This window comes from Solibaculum mannosilyticum (assembly GCF_015140235.1).
GTDB lineage: Bacteria > Bacillota > Clostridia > Oscillospirales > Acutalibacteraceae > Solibaculum > Solibaculum mannosilyticum.
This window is the reverse complement of record NZ_AP023321.1, coordinates 233,907-259,602: the sequence shown is the minus strand read 5'-3', so window position 1 is coordinate 259,602 and position 25,696 is coordinate 233,907. Positions and strand designations below refer to the sequence as shown.

The following is a 25,696-nucleotide window of genomic DNA, read 5'->3' as shown; positions in this document are numbered from 1 at the left end:
GACCTCCTTATTCAATTCTCCGCGACGGGAGAGAGTGTAAGTTCAAAAGTGGTGACCTGCCTGTTCCCGCACAGAATGGACAAGCCAAAACAGAGCGTTGACTGTTCCCGTGCGCGGGGTAGTAAATCTTCCCGGCAGTCGCCCGATAAGGGATATAACTTATAGCGGGAGAGGGGACAACCAAAGCACGAAATCCCTTGTGCCATCAGGATTTGAGCCATCTTTTGGATGATAATTTCAATGTGCGATTTTGAAACGCTATTGAGTTCGTTTGAAACGATAACCTCATGCTCTATACTTGGTGTGTTTTGGCTGGAGCCTGATTCATCGGGGAGTTCCAAATGGATGTTGAGCGTCATAGCGACCTCCTCTTTGTCCACCATAACATCCGATATTTCAAACATGGTGGACAGGTAATTTTTCAAATAGACCACGCTGCCGTGTCGGCCCGGGAAGGACATAAGGGAGATATAGTCCAGTGCGGCCAGCTTTTTGAGGACGCGGCCGACTGTCGCCCGGGACACCCCCCAGCGGACAGCCAGTTCAGTGTAGGCAACAAGAGGATTGCCGGTGCCGTTGCGGAAATAGACTACTGGCCCCAGGTCTGACCCCTGTACCTGATTATCGTTGTAGACGGCTGAAACCCAGAGGTCCAGAATAATATCCATTTCGGAGCATCGGCTTGTGCTGATGAGATCTGTGACAACGGAAACGGGCAGAAAGAAAAAGCCGGTATCCTTTTGGCAGGGAGCATTATATTCAAGCACCGTGTTATGCCGCGCCCAGTCGCAAATTTTATAGCGGATCACATTGCCGCGATCCAGTGTATGAAAAGTGATAAAGTGCTGTTTCTGCAGTTGTTCCAGCACTGTCAACGCCTGGCATTGAAACCGTGTGCGAAACCATTGGGACACTTCCTTGAGTGTGCAGACCCATTCGCCCGGATAGATGGTATAGCTAATACCATCAATGCGGCGGTATGAAGTGCGGAAGTTTGCGTAGCTGCAAAGCACGGTAAAATAAAAAAGACCAGAGCCTCCGCTTGTGCGAATGCTCCGGTCTGCCATCAGCCGATGGACGAATTGCCGATAAATCCGGCATCGTGGGTAATCCACGACCTGTTTGATCTGTAATTGATAAGCCGGCATGGAAACCTCCTATTTTAAGATTGATTCTATTGCATAAAAATGATAAAATAGCCCGGGATGCGTATAAAAATAACACACCCCGGGCGGGCCGCTCTGCTAATAATCTGCTAATTTGCGTTTTTACAAAAGCTCAAAAATGCCGTCTGCTAATTTTTTGCTAATTGCGCGAAAGGTATTCCAGCGCCTTGAAACTGTGCAGAATGACACAAAACGGCGTGAGAAACCAAAAATTCATTGGGCTAAATTGACACAAAACGAAGCGGAATGTAGTGTAAGGGAATCGTAGGACAAAGAGTTATTTGTTCTCCTAAGGGTTAGTTGTAGGTTCGATTCCTACTGGGGGTGCCACCGGGCAAGGCCCGGAGCCATTTCGCGCTCCGGGTTCTTTTTTATTTTCATCTTCTGCTTCCCGCGATTCTATCCCGGATTTCTCCTTTTATTTGCACAGCCAGGCAAGGCCCGGAGCCGTTTTGCGCTCCGGGTTCTTTTTTATTTTTACCTTCTGTTTCCCTCGGTTCTATCCCGGATTCCTTCTTTTGTTTGCGCAGTCGGGCAAGGCCCGGAGCCGTTTTGCGCTCCAGGTTTTTTTATTTTCATCTTCTGCTTCCCGCGGTTCTATCCCGGATTTCTCCTTTTGTTTGCGCAGTCGGACAAGGCCCGGAGCCATTTCGCGTTCCAGGTTCTTTTTTATTTTTACCTCCTATTTCCCGCGGATGGAGACACCGGAAAGAGCGCCATAGCTTAAAAGCCATGGCGCTCTTTGTTCTCTACAGGTTACTGCAATATAGTATTTTACCATCCTATTCGTCCCGGAGTCCGGCAAAAAAACGGCTGAGAATCTCCGAACAGGATTCTTCCAATACCCCTGCCGTTACAGTGGGGCGATGGTTATAGGGCAATTCAAACAGGTGGATCAAGGAGCCCACCGACCCAGCCTTAGGATCCGACGCTCCATAAACCACACGTTTCATCCGTGCGTTCAAGATAGCTCCGGCGCACATGGGACATGGCTCTAATGTGACATACAGCGTGCAGTCGTCCAGCCGCCAGCTACCCAGTGTACGGCACGCTTCCCCGATGGCCAGAACCTCTGCATGAGCCAATGCATCTCGATCCACTTCACGCCGGTTATAGCCCCGGCCAACCACGCGATCCCCTTGAACCACAATAGCCCCTACCGGCACTTCTCCAATTGCCTGAGCCTTTTTTGCCTCCTCAAAAGCCAGGCTCATATAGGCATCGTCCCACGGCAACCTCATCCGCCAAACCCTACGAAATGGACGTATTGAGCTGTGACCAGCAAAATCAGCACAATGGATACAATCATTCCTGGGTTGAGCAGGAAGGCCGACAATTTTTGTCCTGTCGTCAAGCTGGGGTTGGGCTGGTAAAACCGGTGGAATTCCGCCTTCTTGGAATGGAGAACCACATACCCTACCACGCCCAAGGCAATGAGGATCCCGTAGTACGCCAGGGAGATGACCGAGGCGAGTTCCAAACTAATGCTGTCAAACACCACCTGTAAAATGCAGGCAAACAGGTTGTTGAAAAAATGGATGATAAGGCCCACCCACATGGACCCGGTGATGATGACCAAATAACCGATGGTGAGTCCCACCACCAGGGCAAAGGGAGCCTGCACCAGATTGCCGTGCATCAGTGCGAACACCACCGACGACATGACAATGGCAAATCCGTCGCCAAATCGTCTGAGACTCTGCATGACCACCCCCCGGAAGATAAATTCCTCCACCAGGGCGGGGATCAGGGCTGTGCTGGTGTAAAACAAAAGCTGGCCCACCAGCGTCTGGGGCGTAGATACCGAAGGAGAACTTAGCTCAACGCCGGCCGCACCCATAGAACTGGAGACCAGAGCCGTCAAGATATTTCCCACAATGCAACCGCCCAGTCCCAGCATCACGCCCGGCACCAGCAGGGATATCTTGGGTTTCCCCAAAGGGGTTAAGGAACTGAGCCGATAGCCGCTGAGCTTGGCAAATACCAAAAAAGGCGCCAGCATGGTGGGAATATACAGCATCATATCGGTCAATTGATCAAGGATCTCCCCGCCGGCAAACCCATTCATGCTGGAGACATCATCCATCCCTAAAAGCTGCTGCAACGAGAGGAGCAACATACTCAGCAGAAAGCTGACCACAAAGGTCCCCACCACCGCAAGTCCCATGCCATTTCCCAAATGCCACAAACGCTTGTGCTCCTTGTGATACGTCTGTGGATCCATCATCGGCCGTCCCATGGGGTAACGAGGCGGCATTCCAGTGGTATTCATCCGACCATCCCTTTCCTACTTGCAAAAACGCATTTTATTTGGTGCTTGGAAATCAAAAAGATTTGTGCAAAAATCAGATTATCTTTTAAAAGGGTATCCCATTTCAATCCCCCTTGTCAAGACAGCCCATCCATCCCACACAAGAATTCATGAAAATTTTACTTGGCGTCACAAATATTGCAGTTCCCATGCATCATTTCCCGCTTTTTTCACATGCTGGTAAAATGACGTCTTTATAATCCAGCTTTTCTTAGAAAGGGGTTCCGCGACTTTTCGACAAAAGCGTAAATAAATTTTAAACTTTTTGGCTGTTTGATGATTTTTCTATCTAAATATGTTATAATACAACAAAAGATATTAGTTTTTCTGTGCTTTGTGCGAATATCACAAAGCTATGCACTGCAATGAAAACCTCATTTGTATAATCCACCTTTTGCGTGGCCTTTCGAGGAATCCACTTTACCTAATTGCCGGATTTTCAGGCAGGAGCCACAGCAGTGCTTTTTTGACGAGACACACCCATTCGATTGGGATAAGGCAGGTATCTGAATGTTTGAACAAATTATCAATGTCGACCGTATGGAACAAGCGGTAGCCCTCTTCGGCAATTTTGATGAGAATATCCGCTCCATCGAGAAGGAGTACGGCGTCTCCATCATCAACCGAGGCTCCGACCTCAAGATCACCGGTGACCCCGAACCGGTGGGCAAGGCGGTACGGGCCATCACCACGCTGCTTTCCATGATCAACAAAGGCGAGGCGCTGACCGAACAAAATATCCGGTATGTGCTGTCGTCCGTGGTGGAGGGCAGCGAGCAAAAGGTGGCAAATCTGGCCAGCGACTGTATCTGCATCACCTCCAAGGGCCGCCCCATCCGTCCCAAAACGCTGGGACAAAAGAAGTATGTGGAGGCCATTGAGGACAATACCATCGTCTTAGGCGTCGGCCCAGCCGGCACCGGTAAGACTTATCTGGCGGTGGCCATGGCGGTCAATGCATTCCGCGCCCAGGAAGTCAACCGTATCATCCTGACCCGTCCGGCGGTGGAGGCCGGCGAAAAGCTGGGATTCCTCCCCGGCGATCTTCAAAGCAAGGTCGATCCCTATCTGCGCCCCTTGTACGACGCCTTGTTCGACATGCTGGGCAGCGAGAGTTACCATAAATACGTAGAGCGAGGCAACATCGAGGTCGCTCCTCTGGCCTATATGCGCGGCCGTACCCTGGACGATAGCTTTATCATCCTGGACGAAGCGCAGAATACCACCCCGGAACAGATGAAAATGTTTCTCACCCGGCTGGGGTTTCAGTCTAAAATCGTTGTCACCGGCGACATCACCCAGATCGATTTGGATGGGCGGCGTTCCGGTTTAGTCGAAGCCATGAAGGTGCTGAAAAACATCGATGACATCGCGGTGTGCACATTCAATGCCAAGGATGTAGTCCGGCATAAGCTGGTTCAGGACATCATCAAAGCCTATGAAAAACATGAGGAGGGAAGACGCTCGAAGTAGCGGACAGTTATGGACAAGATTAAAGTATTGATTGACAACAAACAAAAAGAAGTAAAAATTCCCACAGGACTGCGCCTTCTCATCCGGCGCACCTGCAACGCTGTGCTGAAAATGGAAAATTTCCAGGGCCCTGCCGAGGTCAGCGTCAGCTTTGTGGACGACAAACAAATCCGGGAATTAAACGCCAAATTCCGTAATAAGGACATTGAAACCGATGTACTGTCCTTCCCTCTGGGAGAAAACGGCCAGTACGAGACAAATCCCGAAACCGGCGCCAAGATGCTGGGCGATGTCATTATCTCTATGGAAAGGGCGGTGTTCCAGGCCGAGCGGTATGGACACACCATCCAGCGCGAGGTGGCATTCCTGACGGCCCATTCGGTGCTGCATCTCTTGGGCTACGACCATGAAAACGGCGGCATTGAAGCCGTCAAGATGCGGGAAAAGGAAGAGGCTGTTCTTATTATGCTGGGCTTGCCCCGCAACGGAAGCTATGTGTTTACCGATGACAACCGCTGATCGGTCATGAAGGGGCTGCTCAGAAGTTTTGGCTACGCCTTTCGCGGCATCGGCTTTTGCATCGTCCATGAGCGCAATATGCGCATCCATTTGACGGCCATCTGCTATGTGACGGCCTTTTCCCTCTTTTTCCCTTTGAGCCGGGGGGAATACGCCGTACTGCTCCTGTGCTTTGGATTGGTTCCGGCGCTGGAAGCTGTCAATACCGCTGTGGAAAAAGCTGTGGATCTCAGTTCCCCCGCCCGTCACCCGTTGGCCCGCGTGGCCAAGGATGCGGCGGCGGGCGCTGTCCTGATCGCCTCCCTGGCGGCGGTGGGAGTGGCGGTTTTCCTCTTTGCACGTCCGGAAGGGTTCCAGAACCTCTTCCTATTCTTTGTCGCCTTTCCCTGGGCTGTGATCCCTTTGGCAGCGGTCACCGCCCTTTTTGTTCTGTTTATTTTTCGCGGCCCTTTTGGGGTGCTGTCCTTTTTGCGGCATCCTGGGAAAAAGGACGGCGTCACTTCATCCTCCGGGCCGGACCGCCTGGATTGATCTTATAAGGAGTTCCTATGACACAACATCATGAAACATCCTCCCGTTCGGCTTTTATCGCCATTGTGGGCAAGCCCAACGTGGGGAAATCCTCCCTGATGAACGCCATGCTGGGGCAAAAAGTCGCCATCGTATCCCCAAAGCCTCAGACCACACGTACCCGCATTATGGGTGTGCTCACCAAGGGGGAAACACAGCTGGTATTCATCGATACCCCCGGCATGCACAAACCCCGCACCCGTCTGGGGGATTATATGGTCCGTTCGGTGAGCGAAGCAGTGTCGGGCGTGGACGCCTGCATGCTGGTGGTGGAGCCGGAAGGGGAATTGACCGAATCGGAGCATTCCCTCATCCAATCGTTTCAGAAGAGCGGATTGCCGGTTGTTTTGGCCATCAACAAAATCGATCTCTTGGAGGATCGTTCGGCCATCCTGGCCCGCATCGCCCAGCTAAACGGTCTCTACCCCTTTGCCTCGGTGGTGCCGGTATCGGCCGTCAAGGGGGACGGTATTTCCATTCTGATCGACGAGCTGTCGGCCTTTGCCCAGGAGGGTCCCCATTTCTTTGACGACGACGCCCTCACCGATATGCCGGAAAAGGCTCTGGCCGGTGAGATCATCCGGGAGAAGCTGCTGCGTCTTTTAAACCACGAGATCCCCCACGGTATCGCCGTATCGGTGGAACGTATGCGGGAGCGGGAGGAAGGCGGCATCACCGACATCGACGCCGTCATCTACTGCGAGCGGGAGAGCCATAAGGGCATCGTCATCGGCAAAAAAGGCGCCATGCTTAAAAAGGTGGCCACCCTTGCCCGCAAAGATATGGAAAATTTCTTCGGCTGCAAGGTAAACCTCCAATGCTGGGTCAAGGTCAAGGAGGATTGGCGCAATCGGGAAGGCTTGCTCCGCTCCTTTGGCTATGATTCCGACCAGTGATCGGCGCCTCCTTTTCTCCCCTTCTATTCTTATGATAGGGTGGGGATGTCTCTTTCTGTCAAGCAGTAAGATTTTCCAAGTGGGCTGTATTTTTTCCCTATAATATCCCTTCCCGGCTGGGTTACAATGATAGTGTACCAAGCTTGCCGGGAGGAATGAAAAATGGATCAAGACCAATTGTGGAAAACCTTTGAAAAATCCGGCCGCGTCCAGGATTACCTCAATTACCGTCAGGGATCCTACCAGGCCGCCGTCCAGGAGGCCCCTAAACATGTTATTGAGCACAAACGGCCTGATCATCCGCCAACAGAGCATCGGTGAGGCCGACCGCGTGGTCTCTGTCCTGACCCGGGACCGGGGCGTCATCCGCGCCTTTGCCAACGGTGCAAGACGGGTCAAAAATAAGAATATGGCGGCCACATCGCTTTTTTCGTATTCCCGTCTGACGCTGTTCCACGGGCGGGACAAATATACCATCAACGACGCCGAATCCATCCAGGTGTTTTTCGATCTGCGCCGCGATGTGGAACGCTTGAGCCTAAGCCAGTATTTTTGCGAATTGTGCCTCTGTCTTGCCCCCCAAGAGGAGGAAGCGGAGGCCTTTTTGCGTCTGACCCTCAACTGCCTGCATCTGCTGTGCGTGGGCAAGCATCCCTTGTCCCAGATCAAGGCGGTGTATGAGCTGCGCATGCTGGGTATGGCCGGTTATATGCCGGATCTGGTAGCCTGTTCCGGATGCGGCGCTTACGAAAGCGACGTCATGTTTTTATCCCTGCTGGACGGTACCCTCCACTGTGGCCGCTGTCAGGAACAGGCCCCCGTGTCCCCGGCGCTCATGCTGGTCAAAAGCGTATTGGCCGCCATGCGCCACATTTTATACGCCGATTTGGGGAAGGTATTCTCCTTCACCCTGCCGGATGAGGCCATGAAATCCCTGGGCAGCACAGTGGAACGGTTTCTTCTCAGCCAATTGGACCGGTCGTTTCAGACCCTGGACTTTTACCATACCGTGTCCTTGGACCCGTAACGCGGAACAAGACGCCTTTCAAATCCATCAATGACCAGCCGCCCTAAGCGGCAGAATGGACAAATTCTTATGAGTAACCAACTAGAACATCAAATATCCTTAAACCGGCACCACAGGGCGCTGGAGCTGGATAAAGTATTACATATGCTCAGCAAGGAGGCTCCCTGTGAGGATTGCGCCATGCTGGCCGAAGCCCTCATCCCCTCCACCGATTTAGGGGAAGCCCGTCTGCTTTTGCAGGAGACGTCCGACGCCCACATGCTCATCGGGCGCTTCGGCAGCCCCTCCTTCGGCGGGATGAAGAATGTAAACGGTTCCCTGGCCCGTGCGGAAGCGGGCGGCGCTTTGAGCATGCGGGAGCTGCTGGACATTGCCGAAGATCTGCGGGTGATCCGCAGCCTGACCGAGTGGCGGGAACGGTGTGCCGGCATCGAAACCTGTCTGGACGACCGGTTCAACGCCCTCTTCCCCAACAAGTATCTGGAAAGCCGCATCACCTCCTGCATCCTGTCGGCCGACGAGATGGCCGACACCGCCTCCCCTGCCCTGCACGATATCCGCCGCAAGATCCGCGCCGCTTCCTCCAAGGTGAGGGAACAGCTGGACAAAATGATCCGATCCCCCGCCTATCAGCGGTATTTGCAGGATCCCATCGTCACCATCCGCGGCGACCGGTTTGTCGTGCCGGTCAAGGCCGAACACCGGGGGGAAGTCCCCGGTCTGGTCCACGACACCTCCTCCTCCGGCGCCACGGTGTTTGTGGAGCCCATCAGCGTGGTGGAGGCAAACAATCAGGTCCGCATGCTCAAGTCCCGGGAGGACGCCGAAATCGAACGCATCCTGTTTGAACTGTCTTCAGAAGCCGGCTCCTTTGGCCAGAGCATCCGCCGCAGTTATGCCATCGCCATGGATTTGGGGCTTGTGTTTGCCAAGGCCCGTCTGGGATACAAAATGAAGGCCGGCATCCCGCTGTTGTCCGACGACGGCGTCATCGACTTAAAGCGGGCAAGGCATCCCCTTATCCCCGCCGATCACGTGGTACCCATCGATGTGCACCTGGGAAACGGGTTCGACACTTTGGTCATCACCGGTCCCAACACCGGCGGCAAAACGGTCACCCTCAAAACGGTGGGGCTCCTGACCCTGATGGCCATGTGCGGCCTGATGATCCCCGTAGCCGACGGAAGCCGGGTGTCGGTCTTCGGGCATGTGCTGGCCGACATCGGCGACGAACAGAGCATTGAGCAGTCGCTCTCCACCTTCTCGGCTCACATGACCAACATCATCCGCATTGTGGACGAGGCCGATCCCCACTCCCTGGTGCTGCTGGATGAGCTGGGCGCCGGCACCGATCCCATCGAAGGTGCGGCGCTTGCCATGGCCATTTTGGAGCATCTGAGGGAAAAGGGCGCTCACATCGCCGCCACCACACATTATGCCGAACTAAAAGAGTACGCCTTACAGACAAACGGCGTGGAAAACGGCAGCTGTGAATTCGACGTCAAGACGCTGCGTCCCACCTACCGGCTTCTCATCGGGGTGCCGGGACGTTCCAATGCCTTCGCCATCTCGGAACGGCTGGGCATGCCGGAGAGCATTGTGGGACGGGCACGCACCATGGTATCGGGCGACAGCACCCGGTTTGAAGACGTGGTACAGAAGCTGGAGCAGAGCCGTCAGGCCATGGAGGAGCGGCAGAAGGAGGCGGAAGCCCTGCGCATCGCCGCCGAACGGGCCGCCAAAGAGGCAAATGAACGTCTGGAACGGGTGCAGCGGGAGCGGGACCGGGAAATCGAGCGGGCGCGGGAGAAGGCCCGCGCCATCGTGGGACAAGCCCGGCGTCAGTCGGAATTGCTGCTCAGCGAACTGGAGGACATCCGCCGCCAAAAGGACGGGGAGGATTTCCACCAGAAGCTCAAGGAAGCCAAATCCAGCGTGGGCGGAAAGCTGCGCGCCATGGAAGAAGCGGCCGATCCTGTGCAACGTCGGAAAAACGAGCCTTACGAGCTGCCCCGCGCTTTGAAAATCGGGGACGCCGTCATCATCGCCGATCTCGGGACAAAGGGGCAAGTCATCAGCCTGCCCGATTCCAAGGGCAATGTAGGCGTCCAGGCCGGCATGATGAAAACGCGGGTACCACTCAAGAACCTGCGGTTGGACACCAGTCCGAAAAAGCCCAATCGTTCCAATACCCGCCGGGTCTCCAAAGCGCCCAGCCGGGCAGAGGCCAAGGTCACCACTGAAATCGATCTGCGCGGCATGGCGTCGGACGAAGCCATCCTGGAACTGGACCGCTTTATCGACGAGGCGGTGCTCACCGGCATCGATCAGCTGACCATCGTCCACGGCAAGGGCACCGGCGTACTGCGGGCCGCAGTACAGAAGTATTTGAAAGGGCATCCCTCCATCAAGACCTTCCGGTTAGGCGTCTACGGCGAGGGCGAAGACGGCGTCACCATCGCCGAGTTAAAGTAAAAATAGAGAAAACCGATCGGTGTCATCCGACCGGTTTTTCTTTTGCCTTTTCGTGTATGATATTTCTTCCTTTGTCCATGCTAATAGATGAGGATAAAATAAGCGGAAATGGTTGGATGCTGGGGGAAAAAGGTGTATAATGAAAAGCAGTGGTTTTTCGGGAAATCACATCCTTTTTGTTCTTTTATTTGTGGAAAGGGAGGAACCATATGGAAGCACTCCAGTGTATTACATCGCGCCGGACCATCCGGGCGTTTACCGACAAAATTCCGTCTAAGGACATGGTGGAACAACTGATTTCCTATGCATCCTGGGCGCCCAGCTGGGCCAACAGCCAATGCGTGCGCTATGTCGCAGTGACCGATCCGGCTCTCAAAAATCAGATGGCCGATCGCATGGAAAAAGGCAGTCTGAAAAACAGCAAAATGACCCGTCAGGCCCCGGTGATATTGGCGCTCATCGCCCTGCCGGACAAAGCCGGACGCCTGGGGGATCACGTGGATCCCAGGGCTGAGGGCTGGAAGTTCTTCGACTGCGGCGGCGCGGCTCAAACTCTGTGCCTGGCGGCTCACGCTATGGGGCTTGCCACGGTGCAGATGGGAAATTTTGACCACAAAGCTATCCATGAACTACTGGAACTTCCCCACGAGGCCGAAGTGGTAGAACTTATCGGCCTTGGATACCCGGACGCAAATCCCAATGCACCGGCCCGTCTGGCTGTGGACGAGCTTCTCCAGTGGCGATAAAAGAAAAGCATCAGAGGGGGATTTTACGATGAAAAGAAGAATCGGAATCTTAACCGCCGGCGGCGATTGCCCCGGCTTAAATGCCGCTATCCGCGGCGTAGCCCGTGCATCCTACAACATGTTTGACGCCGAATTTGTCGGCATCCGGGATGGTTACAAGGGCCTCATCAAGGGCGAATACAAGGAGATGACCCAAAGCGATTTTTCCGGCATCCTGACTCTAGGTGGGACGATCCTGGGCACCTCCCGTCAGCCTTACCGCACCATGCGCAAGATCGAGGAGGACAAGGTGGACAAGGTGGCCGCCATGAAGGCCAATTACAAGAAGATGAAGCTGGACTGCCTCATCACCTTAGGCGGCAACGGCACCCATAAAACGGCCAATTTGCTGGCGGAAGAGGGACTCAACGTCATCGGTTTACCTAAGACCATCGACAACGACATCTGGGGGACCGACGTCACCTTTGGCTTCCACACTGCTGTGGACATCGCCACCGAGGTCATCGACCGCATCCACACCACCGCCAACAGCCATGGACGCGTTCTTATCGTGGAGATCATGGGCAACAAGGCCGGATGGCTCACTCTCTTCTCCGGCGTGGCCGGCGGCGCCGATGTCATTTTGCTGCCGGAGATCCCCTATAACCTTAACTCTGTGCTGGAGGCTGTGGAGGGACGGGCCAAAAAACAAAAGCGTCGTTTCTCCATCATCGCCGTAGCCGAAGGCGCCATGACCACCAAGGAAGCCGGTATGAAGGGCAAGGAACGCAACGCCTTGCGGGCAAAAGAGCCTTATATGTCGGTATCCTACCGCGTGGCCGATCAGATCAGCAAAGAAACCGGCTTTGAATGCCGAGTGGTGGTGCCGGGACATTTCCAGAGGGGCGGTTCCCCTTCTCCTTACGACCGCATCCTGGCCACCCGTTTTGGCGTCCAGGCCGCCCGCCTCATCCGGGAGGAGCATTACGGCATGGCCGTCGCCCAGATCGGGGACATCGTCACCCAGAATCCCCTCAAGGAAGTGGCCGGCAAAAGCAAGCTGGTTCCTCCTGACCACCAGATGGTCAACTTCGCCCGTTCCATGGGTATCAAGTTCGGCAACGAATAAAGCTTTTCACTATCTGAGATCCCCCGGCAGTAAGCCGGGGGATTTTTTATTCTCACAGATATCCATATAGGCGCAACAAAACAGGGATCGACCTTGGCCAATCCCTGTTTTTCATGCTCTCCTATCCGATCACGATCAACCGGATAGAAAAGGTTTATCTATTTTATTTCTGAGGCCGTCTGTGAAAATTGCCCGACGCCTCTTCGGTGACAACCTGTTTTCCCAGGATCCGGCATCCTTTCATGGCCTCCAGCACCTCGTGACGGTGTTGAACCGGCACTTCTACGATGGTCTGACGATCCTGGATCTCAATGCGCCCAAACGTTTTTCCCGGCAGTCCGGTTTCTCCCGCAATGGCTCCCAGGATGTGCCCGGCATTCACCTTATTCTGACGGCCGATGCTGATGGACAGGCGCGCCATAGGCACCCTCTCTCGATCCCCGCCCCGTTCGCCTCGGGGACGTCCGCTCATGCGTCCGGACCCTTGGTCACGGTCGCGGTTCCGGCGGCGTCCATCCATGGAACCTCTATTCTGGCTGCGGGCGTGGGCGGCAAACAAGGCGTCGTCCTCCCGGGAGGGAAGGCCACGCCGTCCCTCTTTGACAAGCGCCATCTTGACCAGAGCGGCGGCGATATCGGCCGAAGTGAGATCTTCGCCTGACATGTCGTCCACAATCTGGAGATACTCCTCCAAATTGCCTTCCTGAATGACGCCACGCACCTTATCCATAAACTTGCCCACTCGCTTTTCCCGGACCTGGCTGCTGGACGGCACAGCTTTAAGCTGGATCTTGCAGTTGGTATACCGCATGATCCCCCGCAAAGCATAGACTTCCCGCCGTCCTGTGACAAAGGTAAAGGCCCTGCCCTCTTTGCCGGCCCGGCCGGTACGTCCGATGCGATGGACATAATACTCCTCGTCCTGGGGGATGTCATAGTTAAACACAGCGCCGATGTCGTCCACATCGATGCCGCGGGCGGCTACGTCGGTGGCCACCAGCACGTCGATGTTGCCGGCACGGAACATATCCATGACGTGGTCGCGGGCCGGCTGCTTCATATCGCCGTGAAGACCGTCGGCCAGGTATCCCCTCAGTTGCAGCTGACTGACAAGCTCATCCACCTGGCGCTTGGTGTTGCAGAACACCATGGAAAGACGGGGATTGTACACGTCCAGAAGGCGGCACAGTACCTCCACCTTCTTGCTGGAGGGCACTTCATAGTAATACTGTTCAATGCTCGGCACCGTCAGCTGTTCCCTCGTCACCTTGATGAGCTCCGGATCGGTTTGGTACTTCCGGGTCAACTGTAGGATCTCCGGGGACATAGTGGCTGAAAACAACAACGTCTGCCGTTCCTCCGGCACGTCCTGCAAGATGGTCTCAATGTCCTCCCGGAAGCCCATGCTGAGCATCTCGTCGGCCTCGTCCAGGATGATCATGCGCAGCTGATCCAGCTTGAGGGTCCCACGACGCATGTGATCCATGACGCGGCCCGGGGTTCCAACCACGATCTGAGCGCCCATACGCAGCGCCCGGAATTGACGGTCGATGGGCTGGCCGCCGTACACAGGCACCACCCGAACCCCTTCCACGTATTTGGCGAATTTATTGATCTCATCGCAGGCCTGTACCGCCAATTCGCGGGTGGGACAGAGGATCAGGACCTGCACCGTCCGGCGATCCTTGGGATTGATCTTCTCAATGGCCGGGATGCTGAAGGCGGCGGTTTTGCCAGTACCGGTCTGGGACTGGCCGATGATGTCCCTGCCCGACAAAATCAGCGGGATACTGGCGGTCTGAATGGAGGTGGCCTCCTCAAACCCCAGTTCAGCTACCGCCTGTTTGATGGCGTCGGAAATGGGCATATCGGAAAATAGCATTTTTTGCACGAATGGTTTGCTCCTTTTATTGTTACTTTTTTGTCTCGTTGTGGTAATGTTATCTCATTCAGTATATCCCATCTGCACAAAACAAGCAAATTATATTTGTCGCAAAAACCCAATCTGACGCCGAATTGTAAATTGTCACGAAAAAACATTCGATAAGGCTTCCCATTTATCCCTTTTGGTGAGGATGTTTTATCCCAGTCCCAGCAGCCTCCCCACCTGGTAGACTGCAAAAGACGCCGTCCAAGCCACGCCCAACTGATAAAATACCGCTGTGAGCGTCCATTTGGCCGAATGCATCTCCTTGGCCACAGCCGAGAAGGCCGAAACACAAGGGAGATACAACAGCACAAAAACCAAAAAAGACAGGGCTGACAATGGCGTATAGGCCGACTGAAGGGCTGACGTCAGCGCTATGCCGGCGTCCCCTGCTGCGCCATATAGGACACCCAAAGTGCTGACCACCGATTCCTTGGCCATGAGCCCTGTCAGAAGAGCTACGGCACTGCGCCAATCCCCGAATCCCAACGGCGCCAGTACCGGGGCAACCATTCCTCCCATCGACGCCAATATGCTTTGGGATGGGTCGCTCGTCATGGACAAAGACAGGGTGAAGCTCTTGAGAAACCAGATGGCTATCGAAGCTCCCAATAAAACGGTCCCTGCCCGCATGGCAAAGTCCTTCACCTTATCCCACAGATGGATACCGATCCCCCTCAGCGTAGGGAGATGATAGGGAGGCATCTCCATAACAAAGGGGGCTTCTTGGCCCTTATGTACTGTCTTTTTGAGGATCCATGCCGACAGCACCGCCACCAGAAGTCCTAAAAGGTAAAGGGAAAGGATCAGCAGTACCTTTCCCCTTTGAAAGAAGGCGGCGGCAAACAGGAGATACACCGGCATCCGGGCCGAACAGGATAAAAAGGGGAGGATCATAAGCGCTGTCCGACGGTCGCGGGGATTTTCCAACGTGCGGGTGGACAGCGCCGCCGGGACAGTACATCCAAAGCCCATGAGCATGGGGACAAAAGCCCGCCCTGTCAAACCGATTTTTCGCAGCGGGCCATCCATAATGAAGGCGGCCCGCGCCATATAGCCGCTGTCCTCCAGCAGGGAGAGCAGGAAAAAAAGCAGCAGGATCTGGGGGAAGAAGGAGATCACCGATCCCACGCCGGCTAAAACGCCGTCGCACAAGAAGCCGATGGACCAAGGGGATGCATCCCATCCTTCCAAAAGGCTGCGGGTTTGACCTGTAATCCCCTCGATGAAGGAGGCCGCCATATCCTGCATCCCGGAGCCTATGGGGCCAAATGTGACGCCAAAGAGCAATAGCATCGCCAGCAGAAAAAAAGGCAGAGCCAGGTACTTGTTGGTCACAACCCGGTCGATACGTTCCGACAGGGTGATTCTTCCGGCAGATGGACGCCGCCCTGTCACCTGGCCGCACAGGTCGCACAGCGTCCGATACCGTTGATCGGCCACCGCCATCTCGCAGTCCATGCCCCACTTTTCCGCCGCATAGCTTGACCAGCGTCCTATGTTAGTCAGCTGCCACCTTGTTAGACCCAGCGTCCGCTCCATCAGGGAATCCCCCTCCAGCAGCTTGACCGCCGCAAAACAGACGGGCGCCCTCACTTTGGCACAGCTTTGGGAAACAATGCCCTCAATGCCTTCGAGCGCCTCCTTCACCGGCCCGGTGAATACCTTCAGCTTAGGGGGACCATAGCATCCGGACGCCGTTCGATGAACAGCCTCCATCAGCTTGCGAATGCCCAATCCCTTACTGGCCGAGATGGGAAGGACCGGCACGCCCAGTTTTTCCTGGAGCATCCTGCATCCGATATATTCCCCTTTTTTCTCCAGCACATCCATCATGTTGAGGGCCACTACGACGGGACGTCCCAATAAAAAAAGCTGGGTGGTGAGATAAAGGTTTCGTTCCAGATTGGTGGCGTCCACGATGTTGAGGATGACGTCGGGATGCTGGTCCAGGATAAAATCCCGCGCCACTACCTCTTCATCGGTGTAAGGGGAAAGTGAATAAATGCCTGGCAAGTCTACTACCGTGGCCTTTTCCGGATGGGATAAGATATCCTCCCGCACGGCTCCCTCTTTTTTCTCCACCGTTACCCCAGGCCAGTTTCCAACCGACTGGCTGGAACCCGTCAATTGATTAAACAAGGTGGTCTTCCCGCAATTCGGATTGCCCACCAAGGCCACCGTCATGCTTTTTGGCACGGTATCCCCCCTTACCATCGTTTGCTTGAGGTTGGGGATTTTACGTCCACCCGGATGCTCCGCGCCTCTGCTTTGCGCAGCGTCAGCTCATAGCCTCGGACGTTGATCTGTACAGGATCCCCCCATGGCGCCGCCCGGCGCATGAAGACGTTTGCCCCAGGCGTAATGCCCATATCGGCCATCCGGCGGCGTACCGCGCCTTGACCATCCACACGCGTCACCACGCCATATTGTCCCGCCTTCAGTTGATCCAGCGTCTTTTCTATGGCTCCTTCCCCCTTTATCCAGCTTGCAATTTCCCTCAAACCTGTTATCATAAAAGAATCTGATTTCTCTTAGGGAGCTTTACGTCTATGAAACGACTGTATTGTCTTATTCTAATCTGTCTTGTCCTGCTGTGTGTGCCGGGATGCGGTTCGATGAATCCGCCGATCTCCCGCCAGGATTTTCTGCTGGATACCATTGTAACCGTCACCCTTTATGACACTGACAGTCAGGACCTCTTAAACGGCTGTATGGACATCTGCCGGGAGCTGGACGCCCTATTGAGTCCCACAAAAGAGGGCAGCGACGTCTATCGCATCAATCGTGGGGGCGGTAAACCCGTCGAGGTGGATCCCCGCACCGCCCAGCTCATCCAAAAAAGCCTGGAGGTCAGCCAATGGACAGACGGTGCTTTTGACATCACCATCGCCCCCTTGGTGGAGCTATGGGATTTTAAGGCCGAGACGCCCCGCGTCCCTACCCAGAGCCAGATCGACGAGGTACTTCCCCTGGTGGACTACCGTGGAGTCCAGGTGGAGGGCAGCACCGTCACCCTGGCCAATCCTGAGATGAGCATTGATCTGGGCGGCATCGCCAAAGGGTACATCGCCGACCAGATGCGGGAATACCTGCGTGAAAACGGCTGCAAAAGCGCTGTCCTGGATCTGGGGGGCAACATCTACGCCCTTGGCAGACGCACCGACGGCAACGACTGGACCATCGGCATGCGTTCCCCATTCGATACATCCTCCCAGCTTGGGACACTGGCCGTTCACGACCGTTCGGTGGTGACCTCCGGCCCCTATGAGCGTTATTTTGAAGTGGATGGAAAACGGTATCACCACATTCTGGACCCCTCAACCGGTTACCCGGTGGAAAACGGTCTTGCATCGGTGACCATCTTGTCGGACGATTCCGTGATGGGGGATGCACTGTCCACCGCCTGCTTTGTCCTGGGGATATCCGACGGTACTCAGCTCATCCAAAACCTCGACCAGATTGACGCCTTGTTTATCACCGATGAGGAGGAGGTCGTGACGGTCGGCCAAGCCGTATTCCATAAAAACAGCTGATCCATCCTCCCTTGGAACCAATGCTTTGTTCCTTCATACAATGGGATAAGGACTTTTTGTCGTCTTTTTGACTTGTCCCATGGAATGGAGGAATCATCCTATGTCCACAACGCAAACCATCCAAATCAATCCTTTTACGCCCTCTGACCTAGAGGATTTCCAAAGAATCTCCTATCAGTGGCTCTCCCAATACGACCTCCTGGAAGAGGAAGATATCCGCATCCTAAGCCATCCTCAGGAGGTCATCCTTGGTCCCGGAGGCTGTATCTTTGTGGCCCGGCAGGACGATAACATGGTGGGGACGGTGTCCCTCATCCCGGCTGGAGAACATACCTTTGAATTAGCCAAAATGGCAGTGATTCCGGAGTGCCGCGGCCAGGGCTTGGGGAAACGTCTGATGGAACACGCCATCTCTGCCGCCAGTCAGATGAGTGCGAAACGCATCATCCTTTACACCAACAGCCGGCTCAAAGAGGCTTTATCCCTCTACCGGAAATATGGGTTTGAAGAAGTGAAACTTTCCGGACTTAAGTATCAAATGACCGATATCGCCATGGTACTCTCCCTCGCTTAATCCTCTTTCGGTTTGGTACATACTATGAGATCCTGAAGAAAATAATACGTCTTGGCTCTGGCTGGAGTGGATATTCCCCTCTTCCAGAGCCTTTTTATACAAAAAGAGCCAATGGATTTCTCCATCGGCTCTTTTGACTGTAGTTTTCAGAGGTAAAACTGCCTCTTCAGATTAGGAGGCAGCGCTTTCGCCAGCCGAGGCCGGCGACGAACTTTCTATCACTGTGCCAGATGACGCAGGGGCAATTGATTGTTCCTGCCGGCTCTGGGCCGCCTTGGATGTATTCTTATTGACGTCCTTTTCCAGCTGTTTGAGATCATATTTCTTGATGAGGCTATCGTTTCTTTCGATGCCCATCTCTTCACTCTTTTGAGTCATCTCAGCATAGATCTCTTCCCCTTTGAACTCCGAGAGGAATTGGCTGCGCTGAGTGGTGACGTACTCCATAGCCTGATCCTGATTAAAGGTGACGAAAAAGTACAATATACCTTCATCGCTGGTGGTAAAGGCCTTGCCTGGTTCGGTGTTGTCAAAACCAAGGCGAAGGGTCTCCGGCATGGTGTTTTCGGCATCTTCCTTGGGGAAGATCACATTTTCCTGCACAGGGCTGGTATTGACGCTGTCGGTACGGTACTGCTCGCTTTCGCGGATGTCCTCCCACGTCACATTGCCTTCGTTGTACTCTTCCACATAGTTGTTGTAAGCGTCGGCTACAACCGTGGCGTTTGTTTCGGTGGAGGTCACTGAATAATAACACATGTGGGCAGCGTAGTAGTTATCCAGCAAATAATTGGCCAGGTCCACATCGGAAATGGGTTCGGTACCGTTTTCACCGTACCTGGCCTCCAGCAGAAGCGAAACAAGGCCGTTATAGTAAATGTACTGTTTAAAGCTATCGTACCCTACGCCGTAAGGTCCATAGATGCTTTTTGCCGTAAGGGTAGAGGTAGTCTCCGGATCCCAGGACGCTTTGGCACTGGATTCAATGGCGTTCTGATCCTCCTGGCTCAGGGGGATCAGGCCCATCTCTTTGAGCTCTGCCTCTGCAGCCATACAGGTGCGGATATGTTCGTCCACCGTATCGTTGATCCAATCGGCGGCATCCTTACCTTCAATCTGCTGTTCAAACAGGGATTTGCTGCTGTCCTCCACCAGGCCTTTGGCCGCTGTGAACGCCTCCAGCTGGAAAATCCGGTATACGCCCGCGGGAACTTCTGTATCCCCCACCTTATAAGCCCATTCCTTCTCGTTTACCTGGCAGCTTGCAAGGCTCATCGCCATAGTCAAAGCCAAAAATACTGCCGTTGCCTTCTTTATTACCTTTTTCATGTTTGTTACGATCCTTTCCATGGCCTTCTTCGGCCGTGTTGTCCATTCTCTAAAGGACCGATGGATGGTTACGCCTCGTCCTCGTCGGGATTCTCCCAGTTGTGCCATACGGCTTGGACGTCGTCGTTATCCTCCAGCATTTCAAGCAGCTTGCCCATCTTGACCGCCAGATCGGCATCCTCGATGCGGGAATAGGTGTCCGGCACCTGCTCCACTTCAGCCGATACGAATTCATATCCCTTAGCGGCCAAGTCGTCCCGCACGCCGGAAAAATCTTCCGGTTCGGTCTGGATCTCAAACACATCCTCGTCGGCTTGGAAGTCGGATGCGCCGGCCTCCAAAGCGTCCTCCATCACCTGATCCTCCTCACGGCCTTCCTTTTCGATGACCAGGACGCCCTTCTTCTGGAACATAAAGGATACGCAGCCGGGAGTACCCAGATTGCCGCCGAATTTATCGAAGTAATGGCGAAGATCGCCGGCGGTACGGTTACGGTTATCGGTCAGGGTCTCCACGATGACCGCTACGCCGCAGGGTCCGTAACCCTCATACTGGATGGATTCGAAGTTGTCGGAGTTGCCCTCGCCCGACGCCTTTTTGATGATGCGCTCGATGTTGTCATTGGGGACGTTGTTCTGCTTTGCTTTGGCGATGACGTCTTTTAGACGGGAATTGACGTTTGGGTCGCCGCTGCCGCCCTCTTTGACCGCCACAGCGATCTCACGGCCGATCTTGGTGAAGATCTTGGCGCGCTGGGAGTCGGTTTTTTCCTTTTTGCGTTTGATGTTGTTCCACTTGGAATGGCCTGACATGTTTATTCACTCCTGTAAAATGCCGGAAGCTCATACAAAAGCCCCGGTGAATGGATTCATTTTGTGCACTGCACTTGGTTCTCTAATAGTACCATAATTGCACAAAATTGACAAGAGTAACCTCCTTAAACCGACTGTTTTTTCCGCAATAAGCTCTATTTTTTCCTCTGTCAGGACAGGGTAATGCTTTGCTTGTCAAAACCTGCACCTATAGAAATAGCAGCTTTTCACAAAAATATTTTTTCAAAAACAGCATCCATACGCTGTGTCCTCCGTCCGTTTTCCTTCCTTCATCCCTTGACGTACAAAATACTCCTCTGCTATAATAACAAAAAATACGTCTTGCCGCCTGCCACCGGGTAGGCTTGTAAGCGCCTTGACACATTCCAGTAGGTCGTAGAAGGAGTGTGGACGGGCGCTTTTTCTTTTGAGGAGGGATTTGATGAAAACAAGTTTGCTCAAAGATTTTTCCAAGTATGTATCGCTCAATGTCCTGGGCATGCTGGGATTGTCCTGCTACATCCTGGCCGATACCTATTTTACCTCCGCCCGCCTGGGTACCAGCGGTCTGGCCGCCCTCAACATCGCCATCTCCATTTACAGCGTCATCCACGCCACCGGACTGATGCTGGGCATCGGCGGCGCCACCAAATACAGCATCTTCCAGTCCCAGGATCATCCGTCCCAAGCAAACCGCATCTTTACCACCACCGTCCTGCTGGGCCTTGCGTTTGGGACTGCTTTTGTCTTGATCGGGATTACCGCCTCCTCTTCCATTGCATGGCTCCTGGGTGCACGGGGAACCATATTGGAGATGACGGCAACGTATCTCAAGACCATCCTTTGTTTTGCGCCTTGTTTTCTTTTAAATCAAATTTTTCTGGCCTTTGTCCGAAACGATCACGCCCCTCGATTGGCCATGACGGGCATGATCGTCGGCAGCCTCTCCAATATTGTTTTGGACTACCTTTTTATGTTCCCTCTGAATATGGGGATCTTTGGCGCGGCCTTCGCCACAGGGCTTGCCCCCATCATCAGTATGCTCACTCTCTCGCGGCATCGCATTGCCAAAAAGAACCACTTTCACTTTCAAAAAATAAATTTTTCCTTTTTCAATGCAGTATCCCTTTTGGGGCTGGGAAGCTCCGCCTTTATCAATGAGATTTCCTCCGGCATCGTGCTCATCGTCTTCAACCTCCTGATCCTACAGGCGGCGGGCAACACCGGTGTGGCGGCTTACGGCATCGTAGCCAATTTGGCTTTGGTGGCCCTGGCCATTTTTACGGGGATCGCTCAAGGAGTCCAGCCTCTCGTCAGCCGTCTGTATGGCCGAGGGAAATCCCAAGAGTCCCATACCATTTTAAGGTATTCCATTCTTGTCTCACTTTTCCTGGGCGTTCTGCTCTATCTGGCGGTGTTTTTCTTCACCGAGCCTTTGGTGTCCATCTTCAACAGCGAAAACGATCCCGTCTTGGCAGATCTGGCCTTTGAAGGGCTTCGCGTCTATTTCATCGGATTTTTATTTGTGGGCGTCAGCATTGTCTCATCCGCTTACCTGGCGGCCACCGAACGTCCCAGGCCGTCCTTTGCCATTTCCATCGTCCGGGGCGCGGTGGCTATCCTGATCCTGGCTGTGACGCTCTCCAGCTTGTGGGGAATCCACGGCATTTGGCTGGCTTTCCCCTCGGCGGAACTGATTACCGTATTGCTCTCCATTTTGCTCATCCGGCCTGCAATTGGCAAAAAGGCGTGCGAATAAAGCTTTACGGTTTCGAAAATACTATGGATGAAAAGGGGGGAAATGAAAATGGCTAAGAAAAACAACAAACAGAATCAGCAGGCTCAGAACAAACAGCAGAATCCTCAGAACCGCCAGCAGAACAATCCTCAGCAGAAGAACCATCAGAACTTCGAAAACCGCCAGAATCAGAACGATTATCAGTAAACCTCATCCTTTTCGGATTTTCTCAATAGGTCCGTGATGCCATAACGCCTGACCTCAGCTAAGTATGCTGTATTTTCTTTGTTCCTCGCGCATGCATCGGATGTCCTTCTTCGGTATGACGGCATCCGGCACGGCAACCAATAAAAAATCCCCGCTGTCACTGGATGGACAACGGGGATTTTTCCTTTTTGAATTCGTGACTTTGTACGTGCCATCATCCGGTCAGCTGCTTTCTCAGCTCCCTTAAGATCACCTTCTCCCGTCGGGACACCTGCACCTGGGTCATGCCCAGGACATCGGCTGTCTCGGTCTGGGTCTTGCCGCCGAAATAGCGCAGCACAATGAGCTTGCGGTCTTTGGGCGGCAGCTCCGATACCACCTCCTTTAACGCAATCAGATCGCTTAATTTATCCTCCGGCGCCTCCACTGGGATATCGATTTGTCCGCCGCCTTCCTCTTCCCCGGCCGTCAGGGACACCGGCGGCAGAGACGCGCTGATTGCTTCGGCAGCTTCTTCGGGTTCCACTCCCAGCTCTTTTGCCAATTCTCCCACGGTGGGATCTCTTCCCAAAGCGTTGGAAAGATGTTCCCTGGCGCGCACCGCCTTGATGGACAGCTCCTTTAAGGTGCGTCCCACCTTGACGGTACCCCCGTCCCGGAACAGACGCTTCATCTCGCCCAGGATGACCGGCACCGCGTAGGTGGAAAACCGTACGCCCCGGCCCTCGTCAAACCCTTTGGCTGCCTTGACAAGGCCCATGCATCCGGCCTGGAACAGGTCCTCATACTCGATACCCCGCCCTTTAAACCGATGGGCACAGGAGTGTACCAGTCCCAAATTCTGCGATACCAGATCGTCCAGGCCCCAGCGATCCTGTACGGCGGCGCTCATCAGCGATGGGTCCGGATCTTCAGCTTTTTCTCCATGGTGATGGTGGTGCCTTTGCCCGGTTTGGACAACACCTTCAGCTTGTCCATAAAGGATTCCATCACCGCAAATCCCAGTCCGGCTCTCTCCTCTCCGGCCGTGGTGAACAGGGGCTCCATGGCCTTTTCTATGTTCTCGATGCCGCAGCCGGTATCCCGTACGCGGATGAGGATCCGGCCCTGCTCGTACAGCTTGACGGCTATGTTGATGCTGCCGATCTGTTCCCGATAGGCGTGGACGATGCAGTTGGTCACCGCCTCGGATACCGCCGTCTTGATCTCGGTCAGCTCCTCGATGGTGGGATCCAGCTGGGCCACAAAGGAGGCTACCGCCACCCGGGCAAACGACTCGTTGGCCGACCGGCTGGGGATCACTAGCTTCATTTCGTTGATGGGCTTCATTTGGTTTTCCCCCCTTTGCTTAGAACGTCCAGCCGCTCCAGTCCGGCCAGCTTCATGACTCGGGTGATATGGGGCGAGGTGTTGACCACCTGGATGCATCCACCCAGCTCCTTCATGATGCGGTATCGCCCCATGACCAATCCAATTCCCGAACTATCCATAAAGGTCACGTCCCGGAAATCCAGAATGAGTTGTTCCGGCATGGCCTGTTCTACCGTCCGATCGATCAGTTCCCGGATGCCGGCGGCGCCGTGATGATCGATTTCACCCTCTAAATAAGCGGTGACTACCTTCTCGTGGTTGTCTACACGCACTGGCATGGCTTGTCCCTCCCCGACTCCTAGTGCTTTAAGGATAAGGGAATTTTTCCTATTTATCCAGTAAAATACGTCGAGGGATTCAAAAAAATTTTGTCGGAACAGGACGATTTTTGCAACTATTTGTTTTATTTATAAAGTTAAATACAAATAGTATTATACATATCGTATTAACTATATCATTTTATCAGTTTTGTAGATACAATCCTTCTCCGAAAGAGAGAGGGGCATCCCCAGCCAAAATCATCGGTTAGGAATCGGGAAAGGTCCATTCCGGAAATCCAAAAAAAGGAGTATAATACTAATAGTATTATACTCCTTTTTTATCCTATTCGTTTTTTATGTTTTCCAGCACCAAGGGGCGCAGGGAACCAGCCAAATAGAGAGAGCCGCACAACAAAACCATACCTTCCTGTCCGGCTTTTTGTGTTGCAAAGTCGATGGCTCCCTGATAATCCCGGTCAAAAGAATGGGCCGGGACCCCGTGCCGTTCCGCCTCCCGGGCCAATCGATCCGACGGCAGTGCCCGGGGATTGTCCGGGGTAACGCAGGCCATGGACGCACATAAAGGGGCGATGAGTGCGACGGCATCTGGATAGTCCTTATCGGCCAGCATGCCCAGTACAACGTGGAACTTTCTTCCCGGTTCCAATGCCTGCAAGGTGCCGGCCAGCATCCCCATAGCCTGGGGATTGTGGGCGCCGTCCAACAGCGTCAAAGGATGCCGGGCAAGGATCTCCAGCCGGGCCGGCCACACCACATCCCGGATTCCCTCACGGACAGCCTGGTCACTGATGCACAGTCCCGCCTCCCGCAGGGACTCCACCGTCTCCAGCACGGTGACAGCGTTTGCATGCTGATGGACGCCCAGCAGAGGCAGATGAAAGTCAAAGCCCCGGTAGGTGAGCTCGCTGCCCTCCCATGTCATGGAATGGACGGTCAGGTCCTCCATCGTGCCTATGCGCAGGGCGTTGTGTTCCTCTTCAGCACGCCCCTTTATGATCGAAAGCGCCTCCTCCGACTGGGCAGGATAACAAACCGTCCGGCCGTCCGGCTTGAGGATGCCGCACTTTTCAAAGGCGATCTTGTCCAGGGTATCCCCCAAGATCTGCGTGTGATCCAGCCCGATGGAGGTGATGACCGAGCAGAGAGGACAGTCGATGACATTGGTGGCGTCAAACCGTCCGCCAAGTCCGGTCTCCAGCACCACGATGTCGCAATTCTGCTCCTCGAACCAGGCAAAGGCAAGGGCTGTGATGGCTTCAAATTCCGTGACGGCTTCCCCTTCTGATGAAATCTTCTCGATCATGGGACGTAGTTTTTCGGTCCATCGGCTGAGATCCCCGTGGGAGATGGGGACGCCGTCGATCTGCATGCGTTCACAGAAATCGGTGACAAAAGGGGAGGTGTATAGTCCCGTTTTATATCCCGCCTTCCTCAGGATGGAGGCAAGCATAGAACAGGTGGAGCCTTTGCCATTGGTGCCGGCCACGTGGACAAAGGAAAGCTTTTTTTGTGGATCTCCCAATCGCTGACACAGCCGGGCGATGCGTTCCAGTCCCGGTTTCATGCCGAACCGGAGCAACGAATGAATGTAATCAAGGGATTGCTGATAGGTCAATGGGATCATCCTTCC

The 25,696-nt window shown here is 54.2% G+C and carries 25 protein-coding genes; 13 read left to right on the top strand and 12 right to left on the bottom strand.

All coding sequences use genetic code 11. The features are described 5' to 3' along the window. Positions 1-11: 11 nt before the first annotated feature. From C12CBH8_RS01135 to C12CBH8_RS01125, 3 genes are all read right to left on the bottom strand, one after another. Positions 12-1,148 carry a MarR family transcriptional regulator gene (locus C12CBH8_RS01135; RefSeq protein WP_009258069.1) on the bottom strand — a complete coding sequence of 379 codons (1,137 nt, stop codon included), beginning with the start codon at positions 1,146-1,148 and terminating at the stop codon, positions 12-14. 800 nt (positions 1,149-1,948) lie between these two features. Then, positions 1,949-2,407 (bottom strand): tRNA adenosine(34) deaminase TadA, encoded by a 459-nt coding sequence (gene tadA, locus C12CBH8_RS01130; protein WP_281389199.1) that lies wholly within the window; start codon positions 2,405-2,407, stop codon positions 1,949-1,951. Then, the gene (locus C12CBH8_RS01125) at positions 2,404-3,438 is read right to left on the bottom strand and encodes a CPBP family intramembrane glutamic endopeptidase (RefSeq protein WP_215533388.1); all 1,035 of its coding nucleotides are present in this window, start codon (positions 3,436-3,438) and stop codon (positions 2,404-2,406) included. The genes tadA and C12CBH8_RS01125 overlap by 4 nt, the downstream gene beginning before the upstream one ends. A gap of 549 nt (positions 3,439-3,987) precedes the next feature. Here C12CBH8_RS01125 and C12CBH8_RS01120 point away from each other — a divergent pair. The 9 genes from C12CBH8_RS01120 to C12CBH8_RS01080 all read left to right on the top strand — a co-directional run bounded on the left by C12CBH8_RS01120 (position 3,988) and on the right by C12CBH8_RS01080 (position 12,291). Further along, positions 3,988-4,950, top strand: a complete 963-nt coding sequence (locus C12CBH8_RS01120) for a PhoH family protein (RefSeq protein WP_090264129.1) — start codon at positions 3,988-3,990, stop codon at positions 4,948-4,950. A 9-nt stretch (positions 4,951-4,959) separates the two neighbouring features. Further along, a complete protein-coding gene (ybeY, locus tag C12CBH8_RS01115) occupies positions 4,960-5,469 on the top strand; it encodes an rRNA maturation RNase YbeY (protein ID WP_090264127.1) in 510 nt (169 codons plus the stop codon). A gap of 6 nt (positions 5,470-5,475) precedes the next feature. Continuing rightward, entirely contained in the window at positions 5,476-6,000 is a 525-nt protein-coding gene (locus C12CBH8_RS11990; protein WP_215533387.1) for a diacylglycerol kinase family protein, read from the top strand. Positions 6,001-6,017: 17 nt separating this feature from the next. Beyond that, positions 6,018-6,935 carry a GTPase Era gene (gene era, locus C12CBH8_RS01105; RefSeq protein ID WP_215533386.1) on the top strand — a complete coding sequence of 306 codons (918 nt, stop codon included), beginning with the start codon at positions 6,018-6,020 and terminating at the stop codon, positions 6,933-6,935. Between the two features lie 162 nt (positions 6,936-7,097). Continuing rightward, entirely contained in the window at positions 7,098-7,256 is a 159-nt protein-coding gene (locus C12CBH8_RS01100; RefSeq protein ID WP_171846227.1) for a hypothetical protein, read from the top strand. Beyond that, entirely contained in the window at positions 7,207-7,962 is a 756-nt protein-coding gene (recO, locus tag C12CBH8_RS01095) for a DNA repair protein RecO (RefSeq protein WP_215533385.1), read from the top strand. The genes C12CBH8_RS01100 and recO overlap by 50 nt, the downstream gene beginning before the upstream one ends. A 69-nt stretch (positions 7,963-8,031) precedes the next feature. Next, positions 8,032-10,437 carry an endonuclease MutS2 gene (locus tag C12CBH8_RS01090; RefSeq protein WP_090264119.1) on the top strand — a complete coding sequence of 802 codons (2,406 nt, stop codon included), beginning with the start codon at positions 8,032-8,034 and terminating at the stop codon, positions 10,435-10,437. 209 nt (positions 10,438-10,646) lie between these two features. Then, complete coding sequence (locus C12CBH8_RS01085; RefSeq protein WP_215533384.1) at positions 10,647-11,183, top strand: nitroreductase family protein; 537 nt, start codon at positions 10,647-10,649, stop codon at positions 11,181-11,183. 28 nt (positions 11,184-11,211) lie between these two features. Continuing rightward, positions 11,212-12,291 (top strand): 6-phosphofructokinase, encoded by a 1,080-nt coding sequence (locus tag C12CBH8_RS01080; RefSeq protein ID WP_090264116.1) that lies wholly within the window; start codon positions 11,212-11,214, stop codon positions 12,289-12,291. Between the two features lie 163 nt (positions 12,292-12,454). On the opposite strand, the gene C12CBH8_RS01075 is transcribed toward C12CBH8_RS01080, so the two are convergent. The 3 genes from C12CBH8_RS01075 to C12CBH8_RS01065 form a co-directional block, all read right to left on the bottom strand. Beyond that, positions 12,455-14,182, bottom strand: coding sequence for a DEAD/DEAH box helicase (locus C12CBH8_RS01075; RefSeq protein WP_171846226.1), 1,728 nt, complete (start codon positions 14,180-14,182; stop codon positions 12,455-12,457). Between the two features lie 189 nt (positions 14,183-14,371). After that, positions 14,372-16,417, bottom strand: a complete 2,046-nt coding sequence (gene feoB, locus C12CBH8_RS01070) for a ferrous iron transport protein B (RefSeq protein WP_246441627.1) — start codon at positions 16,415-16,417, stop codon at positions 14,372-14,374. 11 nt (positions 16,418-16,428) lie between these two features. After that, the gene (locus tag C12CBH8_RS01065) at positions 16,429-16,734 is read right to left on the bottom strand and encodes a FeoA family protein (protein WP_215533382.1); all 306 of its coding nucleotides are present in this window, start codon (positions 16,732-16,734) and stop codon (positions 16,429-16,431) included. Between the two features lie 36 nt (positions 16,735-16,770). On the opposite strand from C12CBH8_RS01065, the gene C12CBH8_RS01060 reads away from it, so the two are divergent. Both C12CBH8_RS01060 and C12CBH8_RS01055 read left to right on the top strand, forming a co-directional pair. Continuing rightward, positions 16,771-17,754 carry an FAD:protein FMN transferase gene (locus C12CBH8_RS01060; RefSeq protein ID WP_246441625.1) on the top strand — a complete coding sequence of 328 codons (984 nt, stop codon included), beginning with the start codon at positions 16,771-16,773 and terminating at the stop codon, positions 17,752-17,754. Between the two features lie 100 nt (positions 17,755-17,854). Next, on the top strand, positions 17,855-18,328 hold the full coding sequence (locus C12CBH8_RS01055; RefSeq protein ID WP_159461251.1) for a GNAT family N-acetyltransferase: 474 nt from the start codon (positions 17,855-17,857) through the stop codon (positions 18,326-18,328). A gap of 171 nt (positions 18,329-18,499) precedes the next feature. Here the strand turns inward: C12CBH8_RS01055 and C12CBH8_RS01050 are convergent, their stop codons facing one another. Both C12CBH8_RS01050 and C12CBH8_RS01045 read right to left on the bottom strand, forming a co-directional pair. Beyond that, a complete protein-coding gene (locus tag C12CBH8_RS01050; protein ID WP_215533381.1) occupies positions 18,500-19,657 on the bottom strand; it encodes a hypothetical protein in 1,158 nt (385 codons plus the stop codon). 68 nt (positions 19,658-19,725) lie between these two features. After that, positions 19,726-20,469: a YebC/PmpR family DNA-binding transcriptional regulator gene (locus tag C12CBH8_RS01045; RefSeq protein ID WP_215533380.1), complete on the bottom strand. Its 744-nt coding sequence runs from the start codon at positions 20,467-20,469 to the stop codon at positions 19,726-19,728. Between the two features lie 442 nt (positions 20,470-20,911). On the opposite strand from C12CBH8_RS01045, the gene C12CBH8_RS01040 reads away from it, so the two are divergent. Together C12CBH8_RS01040 and C12CBH8_RS01035 are read left to right on the top strand one after the other, a co-directional pair. After that, the gene (locus C12CBH8_RS01040) at positions 20,912-22,228 is read left to right on the top strand and encodes an MATE family efflux transporter (RefSeq protein WP_215533379.1); all 1,317 of its coding nucleotides are present in this window, start codon (positions 20,912-20,914) and stop codon (positions 22,226-22,228) included. Between the two features lie 48 nt (positions 22,229-22,276). After that, entirely contained in the window at positions 22,277-22,414 is a 138-nt protein-coding gene (locus C12CBH8_RS01035) for a hypothetical protein (RefSeq protein WP_178097129.1), read from the top strand. Positions 22,415-22,628: 214 nt separating this feature from the next. Here the strand turns inward: C12CBH8_RS01035 and C12CBH8_RS01030 are convergent, their stop codons facing one another. The 4 genes from C12CBH8_RS01030 to C12CBH8_RS01015 form a co-directional block, all read right to left on the bottom strand. Next, complete coding sequence (locus tag C12CBH8_RS01030; RefSeq protein ID WP_099323088.1) at positions 22,629-23,306, bottom strand: sigma-70 family RNA polymerase sigma factor; 678 nt, start codon at positions 23,304-23,306, stop codon at positions 22,629-22,631. After that, positions 23,306-23,743, bottom strand: coding sequence for an anti-sigma F factor (spoIIAB, locus tag C12CBH8_RS01025; protein ID WP_090264103.1), 438 nt, complete (start codon positions 23,741-23,743; stop codon positions 23,306-23,308). The genes C12CBH8_RS01030 and spoIIAB overlap by 1 nt, the downstream gene beginning before the upstream one ends. Continuing rightward, complete coding sequence (locus tag C12CBH8_RS01020; RefSeq protein ID WP_090264101.1) at positions 23,740-24,063, bottom strand: STAS domain-containing protein; 324 nt, start codon at positions 24,061-24,063, stop codon at positions 23,740-23,742. Before C12CBH8_RS01020 ends, spoIIAB begins: the two co-directional genes overlap by 4 nt. Before the next feature lie 325 nt (positions 24,064-24,388). Then, on the bottom strand, positions 24,389-25,681 hold the full coding sequence (locus C12CBH8_RS01015; RefSeq protein ID WP_215533378.1) for a bifunctional folylpolyglutamate synthase/dihydrofolate synthase: 1,293 nt from the start codon (positions 25,679-25,681) through the stop codon (positions 24,389-24,391). Positions 25,682-25,696: the final 15 nt, after the last annotated feature.